Source organism: Bradyrhizobium aeschynomenes, from assembly GCF_013178945.1.
GTDB lineage: Bacteria > Pseudomonadota > Alphaproteobacteria > Rhizobiales > Xanthobacteraceae > Bradyrhizobium > Bradyrhizobium aeschynomenes.
Map to the genome: position 1 here is coordinate 264,947 of NZ_JABFDM010000003.1, position 22,398 is coordinate 287,344.

The 22,398-nt window shown below is 66.3% G+C and carries 22 protein-coding genes; 9 read left to right on the forward strand and 13 right to left on the reverse strand.

Going from position 1 to position 22,398, the window contains the following annotated elements; translation table 11 throughout:
* The first annotated feature begins 16 nt into the window (after positions 1-16).
* Positions 17-502 carry a hypothetical protein gene (locus HL666_RS10195; protein ID WP_172181245.1) on the forward strand — a complete coding sequence of 162 codons (486 nt, stop codon included), beginning with the start codon at positions 17-19 and terminating at the stop codon, positions 500-502.
* A gap of 428 nt (positions 503-930) precedes the next feature.
* Here HL666_RS10195 and HL666_RS10200 read toward each other — a convergent pair whose 3' ends face one another.
* Entirely contained in the window at positions 931-1,155 is a 225-nt protein-coding gene (locus tag HL666_RS10200; protein ID WP_172180997.1) for a hypothetical protein, read from the reverse strand.
* On the opposite strand from HL666_RS10200, the gene HL666_RS10205 reads away from it, so the two are divergent.
* Positions 1,088-2,083, forward strand: coding sequence for a TorF family putative porin (locus tag HL666_RS10205; RefSeq protein WP_172112491.1), 996 nt, complete (start codon positions 1,088-1,090; stop codon positions 2,081-2,083). The two genes, HL666_RS10200 and HL666_RS10205, sit on opposite strands and share 68 nt — an antisense overlap.
* Positions 2,084-2,277: 194 nt before the next feature.
* Here HL666_RS10205 and HL666_RS10210 read toward each other — a convergent pair whose 3' ends face one another.
* The gene (locus tag HL666_RS10210) at positions 2,278-4,038 is read right to left on the reverse strand and encodes an ABC transporter ATP-binding protein/permease (protein WP_172181247.1); all 1,761 of its coding nucleotides are present in this window, start codon (positions 4,036-4,038) and stop codon (positions 2,278-2,280) included.
* 322 nt (positions 4,039-4,360) lie between these two features.
* On the opposite strand from HL666_RS10210, the gene HL666_RS10215 reads away from it, so the two are divergent.
* Positions 4,361-6,025 carry an L-lactate permease gene (locus HL666_RS10215; protein WP_172181249.1) on the forward strand — a complete coding sequence of 555 codons (1,665 nt, stop codon included), beginning with the start codon at positions 4,361-4,363 and terminating at the stop codon, positions 6,023-6,025.
* A gap of 150 nt (positions 6,026-6,175) precedes the next feature.
* A complete protein-coding gene (locus HL666_RS10220) occupies positions 6,176-6,583 on the forward strand; it encodes an META domain-containing protein (protein WP_172112488.1) in 408 nt (135 codons plus the stop codon).
* 269 nt (positions 6,584-6,852) lie between these two features.
* On the opposite strand, the gene HL666_RS10225 is transcribed toward HL666_RS10220, so the two are convergent.
* The 3 genes from HL666_RS10225 to groES form a co-directional block, all read right to left on the reverse strand.
* Complete coding sequence (locus tag HL666_RS10225) at positions 6,853-8,043, reverse strand: hypothetical protein (protein ID WP_172181251.1); 1,191 nt, start codon at positions 8,041-8,043, stop codon at positions 6,853-6,855.
* A gap of 138 nt (positions 8,044-8,181) precedes the next feature.
* Complete coding sequence (gene groL / locus HL666_RS10230; protein ID WP_172132270.1) at positions 8,182-9,825, reverse strand: chaperonin GroEL; 1,644 nt, start codon at positions 9,823-9,825, stop codon at positions 8,182-8,184.
* Positions 9,826-9,946: 121 nt separating this feature from the next.
* The gene (groES, locus tag HL666_RS10235) at positions 9,947-10,243 is read right to left on the reverse strand and encodes a co-chaperone GroES (protein WP_008961387.1); all 297 of its coding nucleotides are present in this window, start codon (positions 10,241-10,243) and stop codon (positions 9,947-9,949) included.
* Positions 10,244-10,573: 330 nt separating this feature from the next.
* Here groES and HL666_RS10240 point away from each other — a divergent pair, with 330 nt between their 5' ends.
* Positions 10,574-11,083, forward strand: a complete 510-nt coding sequence (locus tag HL666_RS10240) for a hypothetical protein (RefSeq protein ID WP_172112485.1) — start codon at positions 10,574-10,576, stop codon at positions 11,081-11,083.
* A 113-nt stretch (positions 11,084-11,196) separates the two neighbouring features.
* Here the strand turns inward: HL666_RS10240 and HL666_RS10245 are convergent, their stop codons facing one another.
* Positions 11,197-11,976: a protein phosphatase CheZ gene (locus HL666_RS10245; protein ID WP_172112484.1), complete on the reverse strand. Its 780-nt coding sequence runs from the start codon at positions 11,974-11,976 to the stop codon at positions 11,197-11,199.
* 307 nt (positions 11,977-12,283) lie between these two features.
* Between HL666_RS10245 and HL666_RS10250 the strand changes: the two genes are divergently transcribed.
* Positions 12,284-13,075: a L,D-transpeptidase gene (locus HL666_RS10250; protein WP_172181253.1), complete on the forward strand. Its 792-nt coding sequence runs from the start codon at positions 12,284-12,286 to the stop codon at positions 13,073-13,075.
* A gap of 93 nt (positions 13,076-13,168) precedes the next feature.
* On the opposite strand, the gene HL666_RS10255 is transcribed toward HL666_RS10250, so the two are convergent.
* From HL666_RS10255 to HL666_RS10280, 6 genes are all read right to left on the reverse strand, one after another.
* Entirely contained in the window at positions 13,169-13,951 is a 783-nt protein-coding gene (locus tag HL666_RS10255; RefSeq protein ID WP_172181255.1) for a DUF2076 domain-containing protein, read from the reverse strand.
* Between the two features lie 188 nt (positions 13,952-14,139).
* Positions 14,140-14,982 carry a ChbG/HpnK family deacetylase gene (locus HL666_RS10260; protein WP_172112481.1) on the reverse strand — a complete coding sequence of 281 codons (843 nt, stop codon included), beginning with the start codon at positions 14,980-14,982 and terminating at the stop codon, positions 14,140-14,142.
* Positions 14,979-16,022 (reverse strand): glycosyltransferase family 2 protein, encoded by a 1,044-nt coding sequence (locus tag HL666_RS10265; RefSeq protein ID WP_172112480.1) that lies wholly within the window; start codon positions 16,020-16,022, stop codon positions 14,979-14,981. The genes HL666_RS10260 and HL666_RS10265 overlap by 4 nt, the downstream gene beginning before the upstream one ends.
* Before the next feature lie 71 nt (positions 16,023-16,093).
* On the reverse strand, positions 16,094-17,071 hold the full coding sequence (hisG, locus tag HL666_RS10270) for an ATP phosphoribosyltransferase (protein ID WP_172112479.1): 978 nt from the start codon (positions 17,069-17,071) through the stop codon (positions 16,094-16,096).
* Entirely contained in the window at positions 17,068-18,228 is a 1,161-nt protein-coding gene (locus HL666_RS10275) for an ATP phosphoribosyltransferase regulatory subunit (protein ID WP_172181257.1), read from the reverse strand. The genes hisG and HL666_RS10275 overlap by 4 nt, the downstream gene beginning before the upstream one ends.
* A 120-nt stretch (positions 18,229-18,348) precedes the next feature.
* Entirely contained in the window at positions 18,349-19,095 is a 747-nt protein-coding gene (locus tag HL666_RS10280; RefSeq protein ID WP_172112477.1) for a 16S rRNA (uracil(1498)-N(3))-methyltransferase, read from the reverse strand.
* A 239-nt stretch (positions 19,096-19,334) separates the two neighbouring features.
* Between HL666_RS10280 and HL666_RS10285 the strand changes: the two genes are divergently transcribed.
* From HL666_RS10285 to ubiA, 3 genes are all read left to right on the forward strand, one after another.
* On the forward strand, positions 19,335-19,820 hold the full coding sequence (locus HL666_RS10285) for a hypothetical protein (protein ID WP_172181259.1): 486 nt from the start codon (positions 19,335-19,337) through the stop codon (positions 19,818-19,820).
* A 251-nt stretch (positions 19,821-20,071) separates the two neighbouring features.
* Complete coding sequence (locus tag HL666_RS10290; protein ID WP_172181261.1) at positions 20,072-20,731, forward strand: hypothetical protein; 660 nt, start codon at positions 20,072-20,074, stop codon at positions 20,729-20,731.
* A complete protein-coding gene (ubiA, locus tag HL666_RS10295; RefSeq protein WP_172132273.1) occupies positions 20,728-21,660 on the forward strand; it encodes a 4-hydroxybenzoate octaprenyltransferase in 933 nt (310 codons plus the stop codon). Before HL666_RS10290 ends, ubiA begins: the two co-directional genes overlap by 4 nt.
* Here the strand turns inward: ubiA and HL666_RS10300 are convergent, their stop codons facing one another.
* Positions 21,661-22,185, reverse strand: a complete 525-nt coding sequence (locus tag HL666_RS10300; protein WP_172112473.1) for a DUF6101 family protein — start codon at positions 22,183-22,185, stop codon at positions 21,661-21,663.
* Positions 22,186-22,398: the final 213 nt, after the last annotated feature.

A 22,398-nucleotide genomic window follows, 5' to 3' on the forward strand; every position in this document is an offset into this window, starting at 1 on the left:
GCAACAGGAGGTTTCGATGGCGAAGGACAAGAAGTCGAAGAAGGACAAGAAAGACAAAAAGGAAAAGAAGCTGATGGCGCAGGCCAAGAAGGCCGCGAAGAAGACCAGCAAGTCATCAGCCAAGAAGGCCGCGAAGAAGGCAGCGAAGAAAGCTGCGAAAGCTCCCGCGAAGAAGGCGAAGAAGGCCGTGAAGGCGCCGGCCAAGAAGGCCGCCAAGAGCCCGGCCAAGAAGGCTCCCGCCAAGAAGGTGGCCAAGGCTCCTGCCAAGAAGGCGGCCAAGACTCCTGCCAAGGCTCCCGCCAAGTCCGCGCCGAAGGCTGCTGCGAAGGCGCCGGCCGTGCCGAAGAAGGCCGCCAAGAAGCGCGCCCCGAAGAAGATGGCGCCGCTGGTCGAGACCCCCGCGACGCACGAGACCGAACCGGCTGCCGAGACCAGCTGGGCGATGCCCAGCGCCGCGCCGGAAGCTCACGAGGGCGAGGAAGGCACCACCTCCGAGAGCTGACGTCCGCCGCCGACGCCCGCCGGTCTCGGTGCGGCGGGGTGCAAGCGGCGCGCGAGCCCAGGTCTGTGGCGAGCCCGTCATTCGACGCCCCCGTCATTCGACGCCCCCGTCATTCGGCGACCCCAACATTCGACGACCCCCACATTCGACGACCCCCACATTCGACGACAGAGGCTGCAGCGGCAACGCTGCGGCCTCTCTTGCTTCTGGCCTGTACGCGTAGCCCGGACGTGCCGACTCGCTCGGGCGGGTCGCACCCCGCAAATCTACGGCCGCGCGAATCCGCGGCGTTCGTCCGATGATCCCTGCAGTGAGTTGTGAGGCGAGCGCGCGGAAAACTCCGTATTTCGTGCATCTCACAGGGATATTGCCCACGAAAATTTGTTGTTCAAATGCAACAGGCAGCCAACAACCTGCCGTAGAATTGCCTAATCGCCCAAAAAGGCGGCAGATGCCGCGCTTTTTTGCTTCACCTGCGGCGAGACGCTGTCACACATTGCGCTTGTATGACGCAGGTGGTCTTGATTGCGCCCCGGGGGGCCGAACATCGGACCGATGCTCGAAATTTGGGTGATGGGGAACGTCATGAAGAAGTTGGCTTTGTTGGCAACGGCGCTGGCAATGATTTCGGGTTCGGCTTCGGCCGCTGACATGGCGGTCAAGGCCTACAAGGCCCCGCCGCCGGTGGCGTTCGATCCCTGGGACATCGCGTTCGGCGCCGCGATCATGAACGACTACGTCTTCCGCGGCGTGACCCAGTCGAACCACAAGCCGTCGGTGGCCGCCTATTTCGAGCCGCGCTACAACGTCAACAAGGACCTGCAGCTCTACATCGGCGTCGCCGGCGAGAGCATCTCCTTCGCCAACCGCGCTGCGGCCGAGATCGACATCTACGGCGGTATCCGTCCGACCTTCGGCGCCTTCGCGTTCGACATCGGCGTCTGGGGCTACCTGTATCCGGGCGGCACCTGCTACTATGGCGGCGGCGCGACGACCGACTTCGCCGGCCGGGCGCTGAGCGCCGAGTGTCAGGCCAACACCCTGACCAACCTGAACGTGATGAAGAAGGACGTCTCGTTCTTCGAAGTCTACGGCAAGATGAACTATACCTTGAACGACATGTGGACGTTCGGCGTCACCGAGTTCTACTCGCCGAACTTCCTGAATACCGGCGCCTGGGGCAACTACGCCTCGGTCACCGGCAAGTTCACCGCCCCGAGCACGACCTTCGGCTCCAGCGGCGTCGGCATGTACGTGTCGGGTGAATTCGGTCGCCAGTGGTTCGGCACCTCGGACTCGTTCTATGGTGTTCCGGCCTTCCCGAACGGCATCCACTACGCCGACTACAACACCTGGAACATCGGCGTCGGCTTCACCTACAAGGTGTTCACGCTGGACCTGCGCTACTCCGACACCGACATGTCGAAGGGCGATTGCAACGCCTTCACCAGCGACTTCACGGCCAGCGGCACGACCAACGTGACCCCGATCAACCCGGCTGGCCTGGGCTCCAAGTGGTGCGGTGCGACCGGCATTGCCAAGCTCTCGGTCGACCTGACGGCGATGAGCAACCTGAAGTAATCGCCGCACGGCGGACCGGACGTTCATGAGGGCGGCAGAGCAATCTGCCGCCCTTCTGCTTTTGGTGCCCACGCTGATGATGCCGAGCCGTTGGACATGGCCGTCGCTGGCCTGTCTGTCAGGATGCCTGCGCAGACGCTCCCGCGCTGGCCACCTGACTTCGGGCCCGTGCGGGACGCTTTGTCCTGGATCAGCTACTCTGCGCTGCCCGCAGGGACATCCGCACCCTGTCCGGTCGACCGCAGCGAGAATCGGTCGCCGTCCCGAACGAGTTCGACCTTGCGGTCGTGGAAGGCGTGCAGCGTCGAGCGGTGGCCGATCGACACCACCGTGGTCTGCGGCAGCTGCTCGGCGATGACCTGATAGAGCCTGGCTTCGCCCGGCTCATCCAGCGATGCCGTGGCCTCGTCGAGGAACAGATATTGCGGGGCGTGCAGCAGGGCGCGGGCAATCCCCAGACGCTGCTGCTCGCCGAGCGAGAGCATCCGGTTCCAATGGCCGTCCTCGTCCAGGCGATCCGCCAGCAGCGGCAGGCCCACCGCGATCAGCGCCTGCTTGATCCGGTCGAGGCCGAACGCATCCGCGGCCGCGGGATAGACGACGGCTGCCTTGAGCGGGCCGATCGGGAAATAGGGGCGCTGCGGCAGCATCATCAGCGTGGCATGCGCGGGCACGCTGATCGCGCCGCTGCCGAACGGCCAGACGCCGGCGATGGCGCGGAACAGCGTCGACTTGCCCGCACCGGACGGCCCGGTCAGCAGCGTGCGCTCGCTGTTCCTGATGCTGAAGCCGTCGGCCGCGATCAGCGGCAGGCCGTTGGGCAGCTTGAGCAGCAGCTGGGCGAGCTCGATGCTGTCTCCCGCATGGCTGACGACATCGATCGTCTGCGGCTCGGCCGAGAGCGTCTTGGCACTCTCGATTGCCATCTCGAAGCCGTCGAGGCGGGCGACGGTCGAGCGCCAGTCGGCCAGGGTGCGGTAGGCGTTGACGAAAAAGGACAGCGCGCGCTGCACGCTCGAGAACGCGGACGCCGTCTGCATCATGCCGCCCAATTGCACCTTCTTGGCGAAATAGGCCGGGGCGACGATGACATAGGGAAAGATCGTGGCCACCTGCGCGTAGCCGCTCGTGACCGCCGTCAGCCGCTTGGTGCGGCTCATGATCTGGTAGAAGTTGGCGACCACGCGGCCATAGCGGCTCGCCAGCAGGGTCTGCTCGGCGCTCTCGCCGCGCAGCACCGCGATCTGCTCGGAGTTCTCGCGGACGCGCACCAGGTTGAAGCGGAAATCGGCCTCGAAGCGCTGCTGCTCGAAATAGAGGTTGATCAGCGGTGATCCGATCCAATGCGTCAGCGCGGTTCCGGCGATCGCATAGAGCAGAGCGGCCCAGACCAGATAGCCGGGAATGTGGTACTCCATGCCGAACAGCGTGAGGGGCGCCGCTTCCGAGAGGCCCCATAGGATGACCACGAACGAGGCCAGGGTTACGACCGAACTGAGAAGATTGACGGTGATGTTGAGCGTCTGCTCGACGAACTGCTTCACGTCCTCGGCAATGCGCTGGTCGGGGTTGTCAGCCGCGTCGCCCTTGAGCTGCATGCGATAGTGACTGGCGTCGCCGAGCCAGCGGCGCAGATAGGCCTCGGTCATCCACCGCCGCCAGCGAATCTGCAGCCACTGGTTGAGATAGAGCTGATAGACCGCCAGCACGATGAAGGTCGTCGCGAGCACGACGAAGACGCCGATCTCCCAGATGAAGCTGTCCCAGTTGTACTCCTGCAGCGCGTTGTAGAACCTGGCCTGCCATTGGTTCACCAGCACGTCGATTGCGACCAATGCGAGCTCGATGGCGATGACGGCGGCGAGCAGGGTGCGGCCGGCGACCTTGTCCTCGGAGCGGAAGTAGGGAATGGCGATCCGCCAGACGATGGCGAGGGTCGAGCGCAAATTGTTCACAGAGGGGCTGCTCCTGAGAAAGGGACTTAACTGGCTGACATGGAAGAAGAATTTCGCAGGCTTGGATGCCTGTCTAGACGAAAGTCGTAAGGTGTCCGGCGACCACCCGCTTGTCCGTGACCTGCGTCAAACCGTAGCATGTGGTGAGGGAGAGGGATCGCCGACCCCGCCAGATGTCGCGAGAATTTGAGCAGAGTTTGGCATGGCCTGCTTCGTGTTCTCGCTTTCCGACCTTCTGCCAGGCCTCGAGGCCGTGGCGAACTGAGCTGATCCGCCCCGCCGGATCGGGTCCAACAACAAGAACGTGGGGGGAGAAGTCGCGATGTGGAATCAAATCTACGACCCGTTGGGCAGCCCGGCGCTGTCGACGCTCGCCGCCGCCATCCCAGTGGTGACGCTGCTGGTGCTGATCGCCAGCGGCAAGGTGAAGGCGCATATCGCGGCGATCATCGCCGTCGTGCTGACCAACCTGATCACGATCTTCGTTTTCACCATGCCGGCCAACATGTCGCTGCGCGCCACCATGCTCGGCGTCATCACCGGCTTCTTCCCGATCGGCTGGATCGTCCTCAACGTCATCTTCCTCTATCAGGTCACGGTCTCGACCGGCCGCTTCGAGCTCCTGAAGCGGGCGATCGGCGGCGTGACCGAGGACCGCCGGCTGCAGCTGCTGCTGGTTGCGTTCTCCTTCGGCGCCTTTTTCGAGGGCGCATCCGGCTTCGGCACGCCGGTCGCGATCACCGGCGCGGTGCTGATCGGCCTGGGCTTCTCGCCGCTGGCGGCCTCCGGCCTGTCGCTCATCGCCAACACCGCGCCGGTCGCCTACGGTGCGCTGGGGACGCCGATCCAGGGCCTCGCCTCGGTCACCGGGCTCGACCCCTATATCCTCGGCGCGATGGTCGGCCGGCAGCTGCCGGTGTTCTCGCTGATCGTTCCGTTCTGGGTGATCTGGGCGTTCGCGGGCTGGAAGGGCATGAAGGACGTGTGGCCGGCGATCCTGGTCACGGCCGTCTCCTTCGCGGTGCCGCAATTCCTGATCTCGAACTACATCAATCCGTGGATCGTCGACATCGGCGCCTCGCTGATCTCGATGGGCGCGTTGATCCTGTTCCTGAAGGTCTGGCAACCCCGCCAGCTGTGGCTGTCGCCGGCGCTGCGCGGCCGTGACGAATCCGCGTCCACCATGGCCGCACAGAAGCCGCTGGACCGCACGCCGCTGACGCAAAGCGAGCTGTGGGGCGCGCTGCTTCCGTGGATCATCGTCTGCATCATCATGCTGATCTGGGGCAACGGCGCCTTCAAGACCTGGGCGAACGGCATCTTTTCCTGGAACTATCCGGTGCCCGAGCTCGACAAGTTGATCAACAAGGTTCCGCCGGTGGCCGCGAAGCCGACGCCCGAGGGCGCGGTGTTCTCGTTCACCTATCTGACCTTCACCGGCACCGGCATGCTGATTGCCGCAATCATCTCCGGCTTCCTGATGGGCGTCGGACCGGGCAGATTGATCGCCGAATATGGCCGCACCATCCGCCTCTGCGCGATCTCGCTGATCACGATCTCGGCGATGCTCGCCATCGGCACGCTGACCCGGCTGTCCGGCGTCGACGCGACGCTCGGTCTCGCCTTCGCCGCGACCGGGGTGCTCTATCCGTTCTTCGGCACCTTGCTCGGTTGGTTGGGCGTGGCGCTGACCGGATCGGACACCGCCTCGAACGTGCTGTTCGGCAATCTCCAGAAGATCACCTCCGAGCAGCTCGGCCTGTCGCCGGTGCTGATGGCGGCGGCCAACTCTTCCGGCGGCGTGATGGGCAAGATGATCGATGCGCAATCGATCGTGGTCGCCTCGACCGCGACCAATTGGTACGGCCACGAGAGCTCGATCCTGCGCTACGTCTTCCTGCACTCGATCGTGCTGGCCTGTCTGGTCGGCCTGTTCGTCACCCTGCAGGCCTATGTCTACCCATTCACGGCCATGGTGCTGAAGTAGCGCCACCGGCTGCGACAAAAACCCCGCGTCGCCCCTGCGACGCGGGGTTTGCTATGTTTGGGTCACAATTGTGCGGGAGCCGTGCTGGCGGCCTTCCAGCCGATCGCCTACAAGGCGGGCCCTGCGCGTGATGATGTGTCGAGAGGAACGATGCGAGTAGTGAAGCGAGCCGTCGCCGGCGTGGTGGCGACCCTGTTGATGTCCGGCGTGCCGCTTGCCGCAGCCTCGGCGGAGGAGTTTCCCTTCGGCATGGAAATGACGCTCGATGCGCTGCCGCAGCCGGGCTCGAAGCGGGTGCCGGATCTCGACATCGGCGACAATGGCGAGACCGTGCTGGAGCTCTGGTGCAAGGGCGGCAAGGGGCAGTTCTCGGTCGCAGGCAACACCATCGTCTTCATCGCCGGCAAGATCGAGGACCGCAACTGCCCGCCGGCGCGCGCCCAGGCGGACGACGAGCTGATCGCAGCATTGAGCGCAGTGACCAACTGGAAGCGTCAGGGCGACCTGATCATCTTCGTCGGACCGAAGACGCTGCGGTTCCGGCTCAACACCAATTGAGACGGGATGGCCGTTTCCAGCGTCCTGGCAAATTGATCATGTAGATCAGGATGGCATCGTGCGCCACCCGGTCCGGCCTTCGGCCGGCCGGATGACAGGCTGAGGCGGACGATCCAGCACGCCGTGACACCTCGGTTGAACATCTTCTGCCGCGCAGTACTGGATGCTCCGCTTTCGCGGAGCATGACAGCGGTGGGGCGGCGAAAGCTGCGCCCAAAAACAATCGCGGTTCTAAGGGCGCGCGTTGCTCGACGGCGCGCCCGCTCGGCTTACTTCCAGACCGAGTTGTCGGCGTCCCAGCGCTTGGCCTTGAAGACCTTCGCCAGCTCGTCGATGGCGCCGCCATCGTCGCGGGTGTCGCCTTCCTCATCGCCGGAGGATTCGTCGGACAGAATCAGCTTGGCGCTCGAGGCCTCGTCGACGGTGGTCGTGGTCGGGCTGCTGATCCAGAGCATCAGCGCGTCCGCGCCGCCCGGCTTGTCGGCCGAGACGAGGCTGGTGACCTCGATGACATCCGTGAGCTCGAGGCTGGGCATCAGCTGGCTCGGCCGCTTCAGGGTCAGCTTCAGCTTGCCGGTGACCGGGTTCCAGACGGCACTCGTGGGCTTGGCGTTGTAGGTCGTGGCCAGCACGTCGGAGATGGCGCCGGCCAGCTTGTCCCGGTTGATCTTGTCGCCGTCGCGCCAGTCGGCCGCTGCAAAGCGAATGGTGCGGTCCATTTCGACGGTGCCTGCGGTCCAGCCCACCGTCACGACGCCGTTCGTGGCCCGCGCCTTGGCGATCAACGCGCCGGCGCGGTCCGGGTCGACGGTCATGCTGATGGTCTGCTCGCCCGCGCGCAAGGCATCGCAGCTCACGATGAGGCTCGGCAGCGAAACCTCGACGTTCTCGCCCTTCAGGCTCTTCAGGAAGTCGGTCACCGCGTCGAGCTTGAGGCGAACGGACACCGCCTCGGGCGAGACGTCGGTGAAGTCCTTCGGCTGAGCGTTGATGCCGTCGTCGGTCGACTGGCTCTCCTGGAACTCCTTCTCGCTGACGTCGGAGTTGTCGGTCGACGCCACCTCGGTGACGGTCTTGCCGATCGTGATCTGGCCGCGGAACTCGAACGTGTCGCCGGTCGGCTTGCGGTTCAGCTTCACCGTGACCGGCTCCTTGGCACCGTTGCTCTGGGTCGCGCCGGTGAGGGTCTGGCCATTGACGGTGAGGCTCACGACGAAGCGGTCCTTGCGGTCCGAATTCTTGGCCACGGGATAGCAGACGTCGAGCGTCGCGGCAGTGACGGTCTTGCCCTGGCGCGTCTCCTTCAGGATGACGTCGGCATTGCCGTCCATCAGCCCGTCGATCGCGGTAAAATAGCGAGTCTCGTTGGCGGGGGCCTTGGTCCCGCTCTTGCTCTGGGCCCAACCGAGTTCCGGCGCGGCCGCTGCAATCACGGCCAGCGCAAGCAAAATCGCGCGCATCTGAAAATCCTTGTGGGGCAGAATCGGCCTTAAGCTGTAGCGCCGATTTGCGATTGCTGCACCCCCACCCGGACACTCGGCCAAAAAGAAGGCCGCCCGGAGGCGGCCTTCTGAAGCTTGGGATGGGAAATGCCGGGCTCAGAAGCCCATGCCACCCATTCCGCCCATGCCGCCGCCCGCGGGCATCGCCGGGGCCGCGTCCTTCGGCAGCTCGGCGACCATCGCCTCGGTCGTCACCAGGAGGCCTGCGACCGACGAGGCGTCCTGCAGCGCCGTGCGGACCACCTTGGCCGGGTCGATGATGCCCTTGGCGACCATGTCGACATAGTCCTCGGTCTGGGCGTCGAAGCCGAAGGTCTCCGACTTCTCGTCCAGGATCTTGCCGACCACGATCGAGCCCTCGACGCCGGCGTTCTCGGCGATCTGACGGATCGGAGCCTCGAGCGCCTTCAGCACGATGTTGATGCCGGCCTGGACGTCCGAATTGGCGTTGGTGATGCGGCCGACCGCCTTCTTGGCGCGCAGCAGCGCCACGCCGCCGCCGGGGACGATGCCTTCCTGCACCGCAGCGCGGGTCGCGTTGAGGGCGTCCTCGACGCGGTCCTTCTTCTCCTTGACCTCGATTTCGGTGGCGCCGCCGACGCGGATCACCGCGACGCCGCCCGCGAGCTTGGCGAGACGCTCCTGCAGCTTCTCACGGTCGTAGTCCGAGGTGGTCTCCTCGATCTGCGCCTTGATCTGGCCGACGCGCGCCTCGATGTCGGCCTTCTTGCCGGCACCGTTGACGATCGTGGTGTTCTCCTTGTCGATCACGACCTTCTTGGCGCGGCCGAGCATCTTGATCGTGACGTTCTCGAGCTTCATGCCGAGGTCTTCCGAGATCAGCTGACCGCCGGTCAGGATCGCGATGTCCTCGAGCATGGCCTTGCGGCGGTCACCGAAGCCCGGTGCCTTGACGGCCGCGACCTTGAGGCCGCCGCGCAGGCGATTCACCACCAGGGTGGCCAGCGCCTCGCCCTCGACGTCCTCGGCGATGATCAGCAGCGGACGACCCGACTGCACCACGGCTTCGAGCACCGGGAGCATGGCCTGCAGGCCCGACAGCTTCTTCTCGTGCAGCAGCACGTAGACGTCGTCGAGCTCGGCGGTCATCTTCTCGGCGTTGGTGACGAAGTAGGGCGAGAGATAGCCGCGGTCGAACTTCATGCCTTCGACGATGTCGACCTCGGTATCGAGCGACTTGTTCTCCTCGACCGTGATCACGCCCTCATTGCCGACCTTCTGCATCGCCTGGGCGATCATCTTGCCGATCGCGGCGTCGCCGTTGGCGGAGATGGTGCCGACCTGGGCGACCTCGGAGGACGCCGCAACCGGCTTGGCGCGCTTCTCGATGTCCTTGATGACGGCGGCCACCGCGATGTCGATGCCGCGCTTGAGGTCCATCGGGTTCATGCCGGCCGCAACCGCCTTGGCACCCTCGCGGACGATGGCCTGGGCCAGCACGGTCGCCGTCGTAGTGCCGTCACCGGCGGTGTCGTTGGTCTTGGAGGCGACCTCGCGCAGCATCTGCGCGCCCATGTTCTCGAACTTGTCCTCGAGCTCGATCTCCTTGGCGACGGTGACGCCGTCCTTGGTGATGCGCGGGGCGCCGAAGCTCTTCTCGATGACGACGTTGCGGCCCTTCGGGCCGAGCGTCACCTTGACGGCGTTGGCGAGAATGTCGACGCCGCGCAGCATGCGGTCGCGCGCGTCGCCAGCGAATTTGACGTCCTTGGCTGCCATGTGAATCTCTCCTGGAGTGGACCTCGACGGCCAGCGGCGTGATCGCCTGCCTGTCGCCCGAACGAGGTTGAAAAGCGCTAGTCACCAGGGGCGGCCGGAGGCCGCCCCTCAGCGGGTCGGATCAGGCGACGACGCCCATGATGTCGGACTCCTTCATGATGAGGAGTTCCTCGCCGTCCAGCTTGACCTCGGTGCCGGACCACTTGCCGAACAGCACGCGGTCGCCGACCTTGACGTCGATCGGGATCAGCTTGCCGCTCTCGTCGCGGCCGCCCGGGCCGACGGCGACGACTTCGCCCTGCGAGGGCTTCTCCTTGGCGGAATCGGGAATGATGATGCCGCCCTTGGTCTTCTCTTCGGCGTCGATGCGCTTAACCACGACGCGATCATGCAGGGGACGAAACTTCGATTTGGCCATGACGGATCCCTTTGCGGGTGCTTTGGTAGGTTGCTGTCGGAGGAAATCTGAATGCGGCCACAATTGGCGCCCAACTGGGCCACCAACCGGCGCGCAGCTTTAGCAATCGTGCCCTCCGAGTGCTAAAGACCGCTCGGGGAAATATGGCTTGCCGCTGTTCCTGTCAAGCAAAGGCCGGCGGTTAAGCCCTTCTTGAGGCTGTTAGGGGATGTTGAACCGGGCCAGACATGTTAGTGGAGCGGCGTCGTCATCCGACGTCGTTGCTCTGACGCGCGTTTTGCGCTTGGTTGCCGGACGGGGCAGCCATGATCTTGTTCCTAAGGGGATGCCATGACGAGTTCACGGTGCGCGCGGCCGATTGCCACTCTCGGTATCGCGTCGGCGCTCACGATCTTCCTGGCGGGGTGCGGAGGTGGCTTCAATCTGTCGCCGAGCCGCCCGATGGAGACCGAGGCACCGGTCGAGCCGGAGGTGCCGGCAACGATTCGGGCCGAGGATCTCGTGGGCAAATGGGGTCTCGCGGCCTACAACAATCCCAATGACCGCGCACGCACCGAGAAGATGGCGCTGGCGCAATGCAAGCAGCCCTATACGATCGGGGCCGGAACGTCCGGCGGTGTCGTGATGCATCTGGCCGACCAGGCCACTCCGCAGGAACTCCGGCTGAAGGGCTCGGCCAGCGGCAAGAACTACATCGGCCCGGCCGGACCGCCCGGCGGCGAGCAGGACCGCGAGGTGGTCTCCTTCGACGGCCGGGTGCTGATCACCCGCTTCATCGACAAGGACGCGGCCACCCGTTACCAGACGATGGTCTATGTCCGCTGCGGACCGCGGGCCTGAGATCCAGGCAGGGCTCCCGCAACGGTCGACAAACGGAAAACGCCGGCGGAACCGCCGGCGTTTTTGTCGGGTGCCATCTCCCGCCGGATCGCTGCCCGGCGGAGGGAATGAGCTCAGTTGAACATCGCGTCGATGTCGTCCTGGGAGGCGTGGCCGACATCGCCCTCCGCCTTCGGACCGTTCAGCAGCCTGGCGTCGCCCTCGCGGGTGTCGACGATCGGCGGCACATGCGCCTTGATGGCGTCGACGCCGCCCCAGATGTCCATCATCACCACGATGTGGTGCTCGATGAACTTCATCGTGGTCATGACCTTGTTGATGCGCTGGCCTGTCAGGTCCTGGAAGTTGCAGGCCTCGAAGATCGAGACCACGCGCTCCTGGATGTCCTCGCTCAGGATCTTCTGCTGATCGGCCGAGTCGACCTTGGCGAGCGCGCTCGCGGCCTGGTCGATCGCTTCGGCGGCTTCGAGGATCTGCTGGGTGGCCTGCTCCGTGCCGCCGACGACCGCGCCGAGCTCACCGTTGACCTTGGCCATCTCCTCGCCGTTGAAGCTCTTGGCGTGGAGCGTGGCGATCTCGCCCTTGGTGCGGTTGATCGCGTCATGGATCAGGTCGAGCTCGACCTTGAGCTTCTCGCACTGCTCGATCTGCGCGCGATAGGTCTCGAGCAAAGCGCGCGCCTCGGCGACCTCGCGTGCGGCAGACTCTTCGATGGCGGCGTTCGCCGTGCCGTTCCCACCGCCGCGCATGGCGTTGGCCATCTGCGCGCGGATCGCGCGGAGCTCGTCCATGATTTCCTTGTGGTTGGGGCCGATCTCACCACCCACGAAGTCGGGCTCCGGCATATGGCCGACGATTGCTTCTTCGATACGGAAACGCTTACGAACAGCCATGACAATATCCCTGACCTCTTGCTCGGATCAGTTCTACGCGGAGGCTATTTAACATCGCGTTCACGCCAGGAACCGCGACCGCGCGAGGCTCCCGCGCACCGTGCATCAGCCATTAACCATGCACGTCCGGCCTTCACGCAAAATAAACGCTAGCGATCGAAACCGCCGCCGCCTGCAGCGATGGTGAATCCCGGCGGGCTCTGCGTTTACCAAAGCGATCGGGTTTTGCTCTTTATTGACGATACGCGACGGCATTGCCGCCTCGCGCGACGAACAGTCTTCAGACGAAACAGTACAGAGGACGTCGATGTTCAGATCATTCCCCACAGCGCTGCTGGCCGGCGCATGCGTCCTTTATGCAGGTCTGGATCGGGCCGCGGCCCAGGGATTTCAGCAGCCGACCGTCATCTATAGCGGGCCGCCGCAACAGAGCGCGCCGGTGCGCACGGCCTATGTCGAACGCTCGCGGATGGGCGGCGGCTTCATCGAATTCCTGTTCGGTGACCCGCAAGGCGGCCGCGGAGCTCCGTCGCAGGGGCAGCCGATGTACCAGCAGCAGCCGTCCTACTACGGGGCGCAGCCCTCGATGCCCGGTGTCGCGCCTCAGCAGGGATTGCCGGACGAGGAGGCATATGAGCAGACACAGCGTCCGCTCGATCCGAAATACGAGAAACAGATCGTTGACTATGACGGCAAAGAACGGCCGGGCACGATCGTGATCGATACGCCCAACAAGTTCCTCTATCTGGTGCAGGGCCAGGGCACCGCGATGCGCTATGGCATCGGCGTCGGTCGTCCCGGCTTCACCTGGTCGGGCGTGAAGACCATCTCCGCCAAGCGCGAATGGCCGGACTGGACGCCGCCGCCGGAAATGCTGGCGCGCCGGCCGGATTTGCCTCGCCACATGGAGGGAGGCCCGCAGAACCCGCTCGGCGCCCGCGCGATGTATCTGGGCTCGTCGCTGTATCGGATCCACGGCTCCAACGAGCCCTGGACGATCGGGACCAACGTCTCCTCGGGCTGCATCCGGATGCGCAACGAGGACGTGATCGACCTCTATGGGCGGGTGAACGTCGGGACCAGGGTCATCGTGCTCTGACGCGCACGGCGTCCGGACAATGATCATGATGCAACAAGGCCGCCCCACGGGGCGGCCTTCTCGATCCGTTTAGGTGTGTGCGAGGGCGAGGCGTCAGGCGTAGTCGCTGCCGCCGTCGTCGTCGTTGCCGTAACCGTCATCGGCATCGAAATCGGCCGCGTCGGCGTCATTGCCGCTGTCATCGTAGCTCGCCTGATCGAACAGGCCGGCGCGACCGCCGCCATCGCCGGAGCGGCCGATGTCGTCGAGGCCGGCATCCCGCGCCAGCGACCCGCTGGACTGGTCGCTCCACGGGCTGCCGCCGCCGCCGGCGAGCGAGGTGTCGCCGAAGGCCTGGTGCTGGCCGCCGCCCATCATCGAGCGGATGCCGCCGAGCAGCAGCGACCCGCCGACCATGCCGGCCGCGGCCGCCGCCGCAGTCCCGAGAAACGAGCCGCCGCCGCCGAACATGCCGCCGCGGGGCTGGCCTGCGCCGCCCTGGTCGTAAGGACCGGGCTGCGGGGGATATCCCGGCTGTCCCTGCGGAAGCGCCTGGCCGCTGTTCCAGACCGGCCGGCCGGAGGAGGGCGGCGGCACGTTGGGAACCGATCCGCGACCACCGCCGGAGCCGAAGATGCTGTCACGCATTGTATCGAGGAAGCTGCCCGACTGGCCCTGCGGCTCCTGGGCGTGCTGGAGTTCCTCGATGCGGGCGTTGGCGCGCTTCAGCGCTTCGTCCTGCACCAGCACGGTCTGCACCAGCGCATAGACGGCGTTGGGGGCCTGCTGCAGCCCCTGGGAGATGGCGGCGGCAGCCTGGGCATCACGCGGCGCACTCTCCAACTTGGCGAGCCGGTCGAACAGATCGTCGATGAGTTGGCGTTCTTGCGGTGTCATGTGGTTCTCCTGCCGCCTGCCTTGTTCCAGCGAAGCGCGGCCAAGATCTAGGGGGAGTTTGCGGTCCGGCCAGTCGGGCCGCGGATTAAATTTCGGTATGCGACAAAGCGCCGTTGGACTTGCGAGGCGCTTTCGCAGTGAAAACGTCGCCAGATGGCATTTGTTCGTCGCCGGCGCGCCGGATCCGTTCAGGCGAGCGTCACGCCGCGGCGCGCGAGCAAAGCGGGGAAATGTTCGCCGGCGAGATAGGCGTGCTCCTGCTCGCGCTGTTTGGTGAGCGGATCGAGCGCGATCAGCACGTCATCGACGAAGCCGGGATGGCACATCACCAGGCCATGCTCGGGCAGCGCGTCGAGGAAGCCATCCATCAACGCCCCGAAATCGGAGGCCTTGGTGAAGTCGTAGGCGCCGGCAAAAGCGGGGTTGAAGGCGATGTCGGCCCGCTTTGCATGCTTGCGGAATTGCGCGCTCAGCGCGTCGAGCAGCAGCGCCTTCGGCGCCGCCAGCCGCCGGGTCAGCGGCGCATGGCGGCCGCCCTGGCGCACCCAGGCCGACGGCGCGGCGTCCTTGACGGCCGCGAGAAAGCCCTCGCGCACCTGCGGATAGAGCTGGGCATGCTGGTGGCCGTCGACGAAATCCGGCGCGCGGCCGAACAACTCGCCGAACGCCGTCAGCTGCACCATGACCTCGGCGCGGATCAGCTCGGGATCGAGCCGGCGGGTCAATCCAGCGCGGAGCAGCTTTGGAAACGGCAGGAACATGCCGCCTTCCGACGGCCGGAAATGCATCGTCAGCGGCCGGAACGGCGCGGTGAGCGTGACGTGCAGGCCGATGGCGCAGCGCGGGCTGTCGGCGGCGACGCTGACCAGCTCCTTCACCTCGTCGCGCCCGATCGCCGCACCCACCGTCATCACCGAGGTCGCGTTCAGCCGCCCGCGCGCGATCAGGTCGCGGATGGCGCGGTTGACGCCGGGGCTGATGCCGTAATCGTCGGCGCACAGCCAGATGCGCCGGTGCGGCGCCTCGCTCATTCGGCGGCAGTCCTTTCGCTGCCGTCGCTGCGCGCCTCGAGCGTGGCGCGCTTCTCGCTGTGCTCGGCGACGAAGTAGATCGGCCGCGCCTTCAGCTCAGACAGGATCTTGCCGATATACTCGCCCATGATGCCGATCATGATCAGCTGCACGCCGCCGATCGTCATCAGGCCGACCATCAGCGAGGGATAGCCGGGCACCGATTTGCCGCTGACGAAGGTCTCCCACAGGATGGAGAGCCCGAACAGGAAGGCCGCCGACGCCAGCAGGATTCCGAGCAGGCTGGCAAATCGCAGCGGTGCCACGGAGAACGAGGTCAGGCCTTCAATCGACAGGCCGAGCAGGCTGGTCAGATTGAAGGTGGTGACGCCATGCGCGCGCGCCGCGGGTTCGTAGTCGACGCGGATCTGGCGGAAGCCGATCCAGCTCGCCAGGCCCTTGAAGAAGCGGTTGCGCTCCGGCAGCTGGCGCAGCGCGGCGACCGCGCGCGGCGACAGCAGGCGGAAGTCGCCGGCATCCTCGGGAATCTTCTGGCGCGCCCCCCAGTTGATGAGGGAATAGAAGCCGTGCACCGCCACGCGCCGCAGGAACGGCTCGTTGTCGCGGTGCGCCTTGGCCGTATAGACGACGTCGTAGCCGTCCTTGATCCAGTGCGAGACGAGCTGCTCGACCAAAGCCGGCGGATGCTGGCCGTCGCCATCCATGAACAGCACGGCGCCGCGCCGGGCATGATCGAGGCCCGCCATCAGCGCAGCCTCCTTGCCGAAATTGCGCGACAGCGACACCACCTGCACGTCGAGCGCATCGGCCTGCAAGGTGCGGGCGATCGCGAGCGTGTTGTCGCGGCTGCCGTCGTCGACATAGACGAGCTCGCAGGCGAGACCGAAGCGCTGGCGCAAAATGCGGGCAAGGCCGTTCAGCCGCTCGTGCAGCGCCGTCAGTCCCGCGCCTTCGTTGTAGACGGGGATAACGATCGACAGTCCCTGCGACGCAGCGTCGGCCGCAGTCGTGGTCAGATCCGATACGTCAGTACCCAGCATCGCTTTGGAGTCCTCGTTCTCCGACCAACATATGGTAGCCGTGCTCACCTGTCGCTACGATGAACGGCGATTTATGATCGCAGGAAGGCCTCGAGACGGGCAAACAGCGGATTCTCGCGGTCGAGCACGTAGTCGAGCGACGCCACCGACACGGTCTCGGCGCCGTGCGCGCGCAGGAAACTGCCCAGGGCGTAGATCTGCGCCGGCGGGCAGTGCAGGGTCAGCATGCCCGACGAGGTCGGGCCGCCAAACGGCGCTACGACACCGAAGCGATTGTGCGCCTCGGTCAGCATTGCTGCGTCGCACCCTTTGAAGCGGGTGCGGACCTCGCGGTATTTGCTGGCGCGGGCGCGGGCATGGATGTGGTCGAGAATGATCCGGGCGCTCTCGCGTGGGCCCTCCGACCAGTCGGCGTCGCGGGAGGCGACGAGGTTGGCCTGGCTGCGCAGGATGACGCCGTCGTCCAGCACCTTCAATCCATTCGCGGCGAGCGTCGAGCCGGTGCTGGTGATGTCCACGATCAGCTCGGCGGTGCCGACCGCCGGCGCGCCCTCGGTGGCGCCGGCGCTCTCGACGATGCGGTAATCGACGATGCCGTGAGACGCGAAGAAGCTGCGTGTCAGGTTGATGTATTTGGTCGCGACCCGCATGCGGCGATTGTGCTGGGCGCGGAAGCCGGTGGTGACGTCGTCGAGATCGGCCATGGTCCGGACGTCGATCCAGGCCTGCGGTACCGCGACGACCACGTTGGCGCCGCCGAAGCCAAGCGTATCGATCAGCAGCACGCGCTTGTCGGCATCGGTGATGCTCTCGCGCACGAGGTCCTCGCCGGTGACGCCGAGATGCACGCTGCCGCGCGCCAGTTGCGAGGCGATCTCACTCGCAGAGAGATAGGCGATCTCGACATTGTCGAGGCCTGAGATGGTGCCGCGGTAGTCGCGGGCGCCGCCCGGCTTGGACAGGTTCAGCCCGGCGCGGCCGAAGAAGGCTTCCGCATTCTCCTGCAGGCGGCCCTTCGAGGGAACGGCGAGGACGAGGGGGCCGCTCATGATGCTCTCCCGCGCGCGCTCTGGTCCGCGGCGCTGCTCCGGGCCAGGCCCTCGATCCAGATCGAGAAGCCGACGGCCGGAATGGATTCCGCGGCGCCGAGCTGGCTGAGCAGGCCGTCATAGCGGCCGCCGGCGACCAGCGGCTCGGCGCCATTGCCGAGGCGATGCAGCTCGAATTCGAAGCCGGTGTAGTAGTCCAGGCCGCGGCCGAACGCGGTGGCGAAGCGCACCTTGGCAAGGTCGATACCGCGTTCGGACATGAAGCCCGCGCGTGCCTCCAGCGCGTCGATGGCCGCATTGATGTCGAGACTGGCATCGGCGGCGAGGGCGCGGAGCTGCTTGACGGCGTCCGCCGGGTTGCCGGCGATGGTCAGGAAACGCTTGATCAGATCGAGCGCGTCGCGCGGCAGCGCGCCGCTCTTGAGGGTGGATTGCTCCAGGAAGCGGTCGGCGATCTCCGCCACCGTGCGGCCGCCGACGGCGGTTGCACCGGCGATCGACATCAGGTCGGTGACCAACGCGAGCGCCGCCTTGCGGTCGGAGCCGGCCAGCGCGGCGAGCACGCCCTCATACTCGTTGCGCGGCGCCACCGAGGCGATGGCCAGCCGCTCGAGGTCCTGCTCGAAGGTGCGCTTGCGGTTGAAATCCTTGATCAGCCGGCGCCGCCATACCGGGTAAAGGTCGAGCGCGTCGATGAGGGCGGTGAACAGAGCGACGTCGCCGGTGCGGATGTCGACCTCGGCGAGGCCGGCCGCTGCGGTGGCCTCGATGGCCAACGCCAGCATCTCGGCGTCGGCTGCAGGATGATCCTTGCGGCCGAACGATTCGATTCCGGCCTGGAGGAATTCGCTCGGGCGACCTCCACGGTAGCGGAACACCGGGCCGAGATAGCTGAATCCGGCCGGCTGGCCGGCGCGGGCGGACGCGAGATAGTCGCGGGCGACGGGAATGGTGAGGTCGGGCCGCAGGCAGAGCTCCTCGCCGCCGGCATCCGTCGTCAAGTACAGGCTCTTGCGGATGTCCTCGCCGGAAAGGTCCAGGAAAGGCTCGGCCGGTTGCAGGATCGCCGGCTCGGCGCGCGTATAGCCGGCCTCCGCGAAGGATTGCAGCAGCGTGTCCGCCCACGCGGCGGGTCCGGTCGGAGCGGGTCCGGTCATGTCGGTCTTGGTTCCAATCAGGGATGCGTGCCGCCTGTGTGCGGCGGCAGCCCCTTAGCATGCTCATCCGGCGGTTTCGACACTGAATGGGTGCGTCGGGCGATACAATCGAGCGCGGGCTTAACGGCTCCGCCAATCCCCCAAGGTCGCCTGGACCAGGGCGAGCGCCGCGACGCCGGCCGTATCGGCCCGCAGGATGCGCGGCCCGAGCGCCAGCCGGACCACGCGCGCCTGCCGCAGCAGCAGCTCGCGCTCGTCGGCGGCAAAGCCTCCCTCGGGACCGATCAGCAGATCGATGCCGACGTGCTCGCCGGTCTGCTGCAGGGCCTGCAGCGGGTCGGCGACCTCGGCAGCCTCGTCGCAGAACACGAGCAGGCGCGAGGCCGGGCGCTCGCGCAGGAAGCGCTCCAGCGGGACCGGGTCCCTCACCTCGGCCAGGCTGAGAATGCCGCATTGCTCGGCCGCCTCGATCACGTTGGCGCGCATGCGCTCGGCGTTGAGCCGCGACACCTGGGTGTGCCGCGTGAGCACCGGTACGAGCCGGGCGGCGCCCATCTCGACGGCCTTCTGTGCGATGTAATCGAGCCGCGCGTGCTTGAGCGGTGCGAAGACGTAGGAGACGTCCGGGAGCTGATCCTGCGGCCGGGTCCGCTGCTGGATCGTCAGGATGTCCGGCCGCTTGCGGCCTTGGATCGCCGCCTGCCACTCGCCGTCGCGGCCGTTGAAGACCAGCACGTGATCGCCGGCGCCAAGGCGCAGCACGTTGCCGAGATAGTTGCTCTGATTGCGCTCCAGCGCGACGGCGCCGCCCTCCTGGAGGGGGGCATCGACGAACAGTCGCGGGGCGGTGAAGTCGTACTGGGGCATGGCACGGGCGTGACGAGAGGACGGAGACGGCATACCGGACCGGGCGCCGGCCGCATAGCCGGCAGCCCGGTCGCGGCCCGCCCGGCGATGGCCCGTTTTGGCCGTGCTGTCGACAGATTTTACCGTTTGGATCCCCCCCAGGACTGGCGATCGTTCAACCCGCGCAGGTTCGGGACGATGCCGAGAGCCGTGGCTCTGACCCCTGCCGCGGGTCCGAGCCCGGGCGAGGAGAGACAGCCGTGATCAGCAGACATTTCACCTGGGTTCTCTGGATTCTCGTCGCGGCCATCATGTTGTCCGCCACGCCCTCCCGGGCCGACGACAAGAGCGTTGCGGCTCCCCAGCCGACCACCCCGGCGGCTCCCGGCGGGGCCACGGCGGGCGGGTTTCGCCCTCCGGAGGGCTGCCTGAAGGAGTTCACGCCGCTGCGCGACGAGGCCGCTCGCCGGGCCAAGCTGCTCAAGGCGGCGACCGAGCGCCGCATCGCGCCGGGCGAGGCCTGCCGGCTGGTGCATGATTACGAACTCGCCCAGACCAAGATGATCGCTTTCGCGGTCGCCCATGCCTCGATGTGCGGAATCCCCGCCAAGATCACCGATCAGCTGAAGGCGAATCACGAGAGCACCCTGAGCGTGATGCGCAAGGTCTGTACGGTCACCTGGAACTTCGCGCCCGATGCCGGCGCCGGGTCTCCGTCGACCGGGGGATCAGCGGGGCCGTCCTGAGCGGGCGCGAGGAATTTTCGGCCATCGCAATCGATCGGGGTGTTGAATGAAGGATTTCCCGGCCTGAAGCTGGGACGGCCAACCGAGAGCGGGGCGGCTCACCGTTACGGAACCTCGGGCTGCGGCCCTCCGTCGCGGGGGCGGTCAACTCCGCGGTTGTGCTGGGCGGGCGAGAATCGTAAAAGCCCCGGATCGGATCGCGCTTTCATCCGGAAGTGTTGAGGATTCTTGGTCTTGCCGGAGAACCAGCCTTGATCGTCCGCCATCCCCTCGTGCCGTTCGTCGCCGCCGCTGTCCTGCTCTCAGCCGGGACCGCCTTGGCGCAGAGTTCGTTTCCCGCGCCGTTGCCGGGACAGTCCCCGGCTCAGAGCAGCGCTTCGCCGTTTCCGCCCATCAACGGCAACGCGGCCGCGCCCGCTGGCGCCTTCCCCAGCGCCGGTCCCGCTGCCTTCGGTGGCGGCGGAGGCGGTTTCGCACCGCCGCAGCAGCAGGCTGGTCCGTCGGACAGCTGCATGAAGGATTTCGCGCCGCTGCGTGAGGAGGCCGAGCGCCGCGGCAAGCTGATCCAGGAGGCGAGCAAGCGCAAGGCCACGCCGGTCGAGGCCTGCAAGCTGTTCAGGAGCTTCAGCCAGGCCGAGGTCAAGATGATCAAATACGTCGAGGCCAATTCGGCGCGATGCGGCATCCCCGGCCAGATCGCCGATCAGCTGAAGACCAACCACAAGGGCACCGAAGGCATTCAGCAGAAGGTCTGCACCGTCGCGGAGCAGATGCAGAAGGGCGGCGGCCCGGCCCCCGCGCCCGGCCTCAGCGACGTCCTCGGCTCGTCGGCCGCGCTGCCCGAAGCGAACACGAGCAAGAAGGGCGGTTCGGCCTTCGATACGCTGACCGGCAACGTTCTCACCCGATGAGCGATACCGCCGTCCGCGTAGCTGACGCGACCGGCAACTGGGTCGATACGCTGGCGCCGGCCTGGAGCCGGCCCTATCTGCGGCTGGCGCGCTTCGACCGCCCGATCGGATCCTGGCTGCTGCTGATGCCGTGCTGGTGGTCGGCCGCGCTGGCCGCCGGAATCTCGGGCAGCCTGGCGATGTTGCCGGCGTGGATCGGGCTTTATTTCGTCGGCGCCTTCGTGATGCGCGGCGCCGGCTGCACCTGGAACGACATCACCGACCGCGATCTCGATGCCAAGGTGGAGCGTACGCGCTCCCGCCCGATTCCGGCCGGTCAGGTCGGCGTCAAGCAGGCGCTCGCCTTTCTGGTCGCCCAGGCCCTGATCGGCCTTGCGGTGTTGCTGCAGTTCAACCGGTTTGCGATTTTGACCGGCATCGCCTCGCTGCTGATCGTCGCGATCTATCCCTTCATGAAGCGCGTCACCTGGTGGCCGCAGGTGGTCCTCGGACTGGCCTTCTCCTGGGGCGCGCTGATGGGCTTCGCCGTCGCCTTCGGCCGGCTCGATGCCACGGCGCTGCTGCTCTATGCGGGATCGATCTCGTGGGTGATCGCCTACGACACGATCTATGCGCACCAGGATGCCGAGGATGACGCGCTGATCGGCATCAAGTCGACGGCGCGATTGTTTGCCGAGCGCACGCATTTGGCGCTCGTGATCTTCTATTCGCTTGCCGTCGTGCTGATCGGAGCCGCGTTCGTCACGGCCCATGTCCACGTCGCGGCGTGGCTCGGCCTCGCCGGCTTCGCCGCACATCTCGGCTGGCAGATCCAACGGCTCGACACCGCAGATCCCGCACTGTGCCTGCGCCTGTTCAAATCGAACCGCGATGCCGGGCTGCTGCTGTTTGCCGGCCTGCTGGCCGATGCCGTGCTGCGCGCGACCTGATCAGTCCCGCGCGATGATCTCGCGCTCGCCACGATGGATCGACACCGGATTGAGCGGGGCTCCGACGCGGCGACGCATCAGGAAACGCGGGCGGCGGGAACGGATGGCGTTGCGGCGCCGACGCCGGGGCGCGGCTTCCCGCTTCGGCTCCTGGAGTTGCGGGAGCGCGAAAGTCTCGCTCCACATCGCCCAGGCGGCAACGATCTCCTCGTCGTCCTCGCTGACGCAGAGCGGGATGCTCAGCGACGGATCCCGGTGAAGCAGGATCAGCATCAGCTGCGTGTCATCGATCTCGCGCAGCGCGATGCCGAGGAAGTCGCTGACCCGGAGATTCAAGGCCATGCGCATGCCGCTGACGGCACGGCGCAGGACCACGCGCTCACGGTGCAATTCGATCTGCCGAATCCCGCCATCGGCACGGGTGTCGTGCGCGCTGTACGAGACGGGCAGGGAAAGAGGGTCGAGCCGCAGGGCGCGGCCCGACCCAGCGGAATTGCTTCCGCCTGTTGCTGTTTGACGCCTCACGGCCTGGTCTCCCCGCCGGGATTATGTTCCCGGTCGATGCGTGAGACCTTGCCACGCGCCTCGCCCGTATCAGCTTAAGAAGCCTGGTTAATCAGACCTCACGCATGACCCTCTTACCGTCATGATTGACAAGCGCTTGCCCCGCATGATTGACGAGACCTTGCCGACTTGCCGACAATCCGATGTGATGTCTGCCGTGCTGCTTGAAGTCGG

What these genes read in the sequence shown, in the direction of transcription:
- HL666_RS10225 (WP_172181251.1), bottom strand. Translation starts at nt 8,043, where the DNA reads ATGCGCGCGATTTTGCTTGCGCTGGCCGTGATTGCAGCGGCCGCGCCG.
- HL666_RS10280 (WP_172112477.1), bottom strand. Translation starts at nt 19,095, where the DNA reads ATGCCCCAGTACGACTTCACCGCCCCGCGACTGTTCGTCGATGCCCCC.
- HL666_RS10205 (WP_172112491.1), top strand. Translation starts at nt 1,088, where the DNA reads ATGAAGAAGTTGGCTTTGTTGGCAACGGCGCTGGCAATGATTTCGGGT.
- ubiA (WP_172132273.1), top strand. Translation starts at nt 20,728, where the DNA reads ATGAGCGATACCGCCGTCCGCGTAGCTGACGCGACCGGCAACTGGGTC.
- HL666_RS10245 (WP_172112484.1), bottom strand. Translation starts at nt 11,976, where the DNA reads ATGGCTGTTCGTAAGCGTTTCCGTATCGAAGAAGCAATCGTCGGCCAT.
- HL666_RS10250 (WP_172181253.1), top strand. Translation starts at nt 12,284, where the DNA reads ATGTTCAGATCATTCCCCACAGCGCTGCTGGCCGGCGCATGCGTCCTT.
- HL666_RS10200 (WP_172180997.1), bottom strand. Translation starts at nt 1,155, where the DNA reads ATGTCAGCGGCCGAAGCCGAACCCGAAATCATTGCCAGCGCCGTTGCC.
- groL (WP_172132270.1), bottom strand. Translation starts at nt 9,825, where the DNA reads ATGGCAGCCAAGGACGTCAAATTCGCTGGCGACGCGCGCGACCGCATG.
- HL666_RS10260 (WP_172112481.1), bottom strand. Translation starts at nt 14,982, where the DNA reads ATGAGCGAGGCGCCGCACCGGCGCATCTGGCTGTGCGCCGACGATTAC.
- HL666_RS10275 (WP_172181257.1), bottom strand. Translation starts at nt 18,228, where the DNA reads ATGACCGGACCCGCTCCGACCGGACCCGCCGCGTGGGCGGACACGCTG.
- HL666_RS10220 (WP_172112488.1), top strand. Translation starts at nt 6,176, where the DNA reads ATGCGAGTAGTGAAGCGAGCCGTCGCCGGCGTGGTGGCGACCCTGTTG.
- HL666_RS10195 (WP_172181245.1), top strand. Translation starts at nt 17, where the DNA reads ATGGCGAAGGACAAGAAGTCGAAGAAGGACAAGAAAGACAAAAAGGAA.
- hisG (WP_172112479.1), bottom strand. Translation starts at nt 17,071, where the DNA reads ATGAGCGGCCCCCTCGTCCTCGCCGTTCCCTCGAAGGGCCGCCTGCAG.
- HL666_RS10255 (WP_172181255.1), bottom strand. Translation starts at nt 13,951, where the DNA reads ATGACACCGCAAGAACGCCAACTCATCGACGATCTGTTCGACCGGCTC.
- HL666_RS10215 (WP_172181249.1), top strand. Translation starts at nt 4,361, where the DNA reads ATGTGGAATCAAATCTACGACCCGTTGGGCAGCCCGGCGCTGTCGACG.
- HL666_RS10265 (WP_172112480.1), bottom strand. Translation starts at nt 16,022, where the DNA reads ATGCTGGGTACTGACGTATCGGATCTGACCACGACTGCGGCCGACGCT.
- HL666_RS10240 (WP_172112485.1), top strand. Translation starts at nt 10,574, where the DNA reads ATGACGAGTTCACGGTGCGCGCGGCCGATTGCCACTCTCGGTATCGCG.
- groES (WP_008961387.1), bottom strand. Translation starts at nt 10,243, where the DNA reads ATGGCCAAATCGAAGTTTCGTCCCCTGCATGATCGCGTCGTGGTTAAG.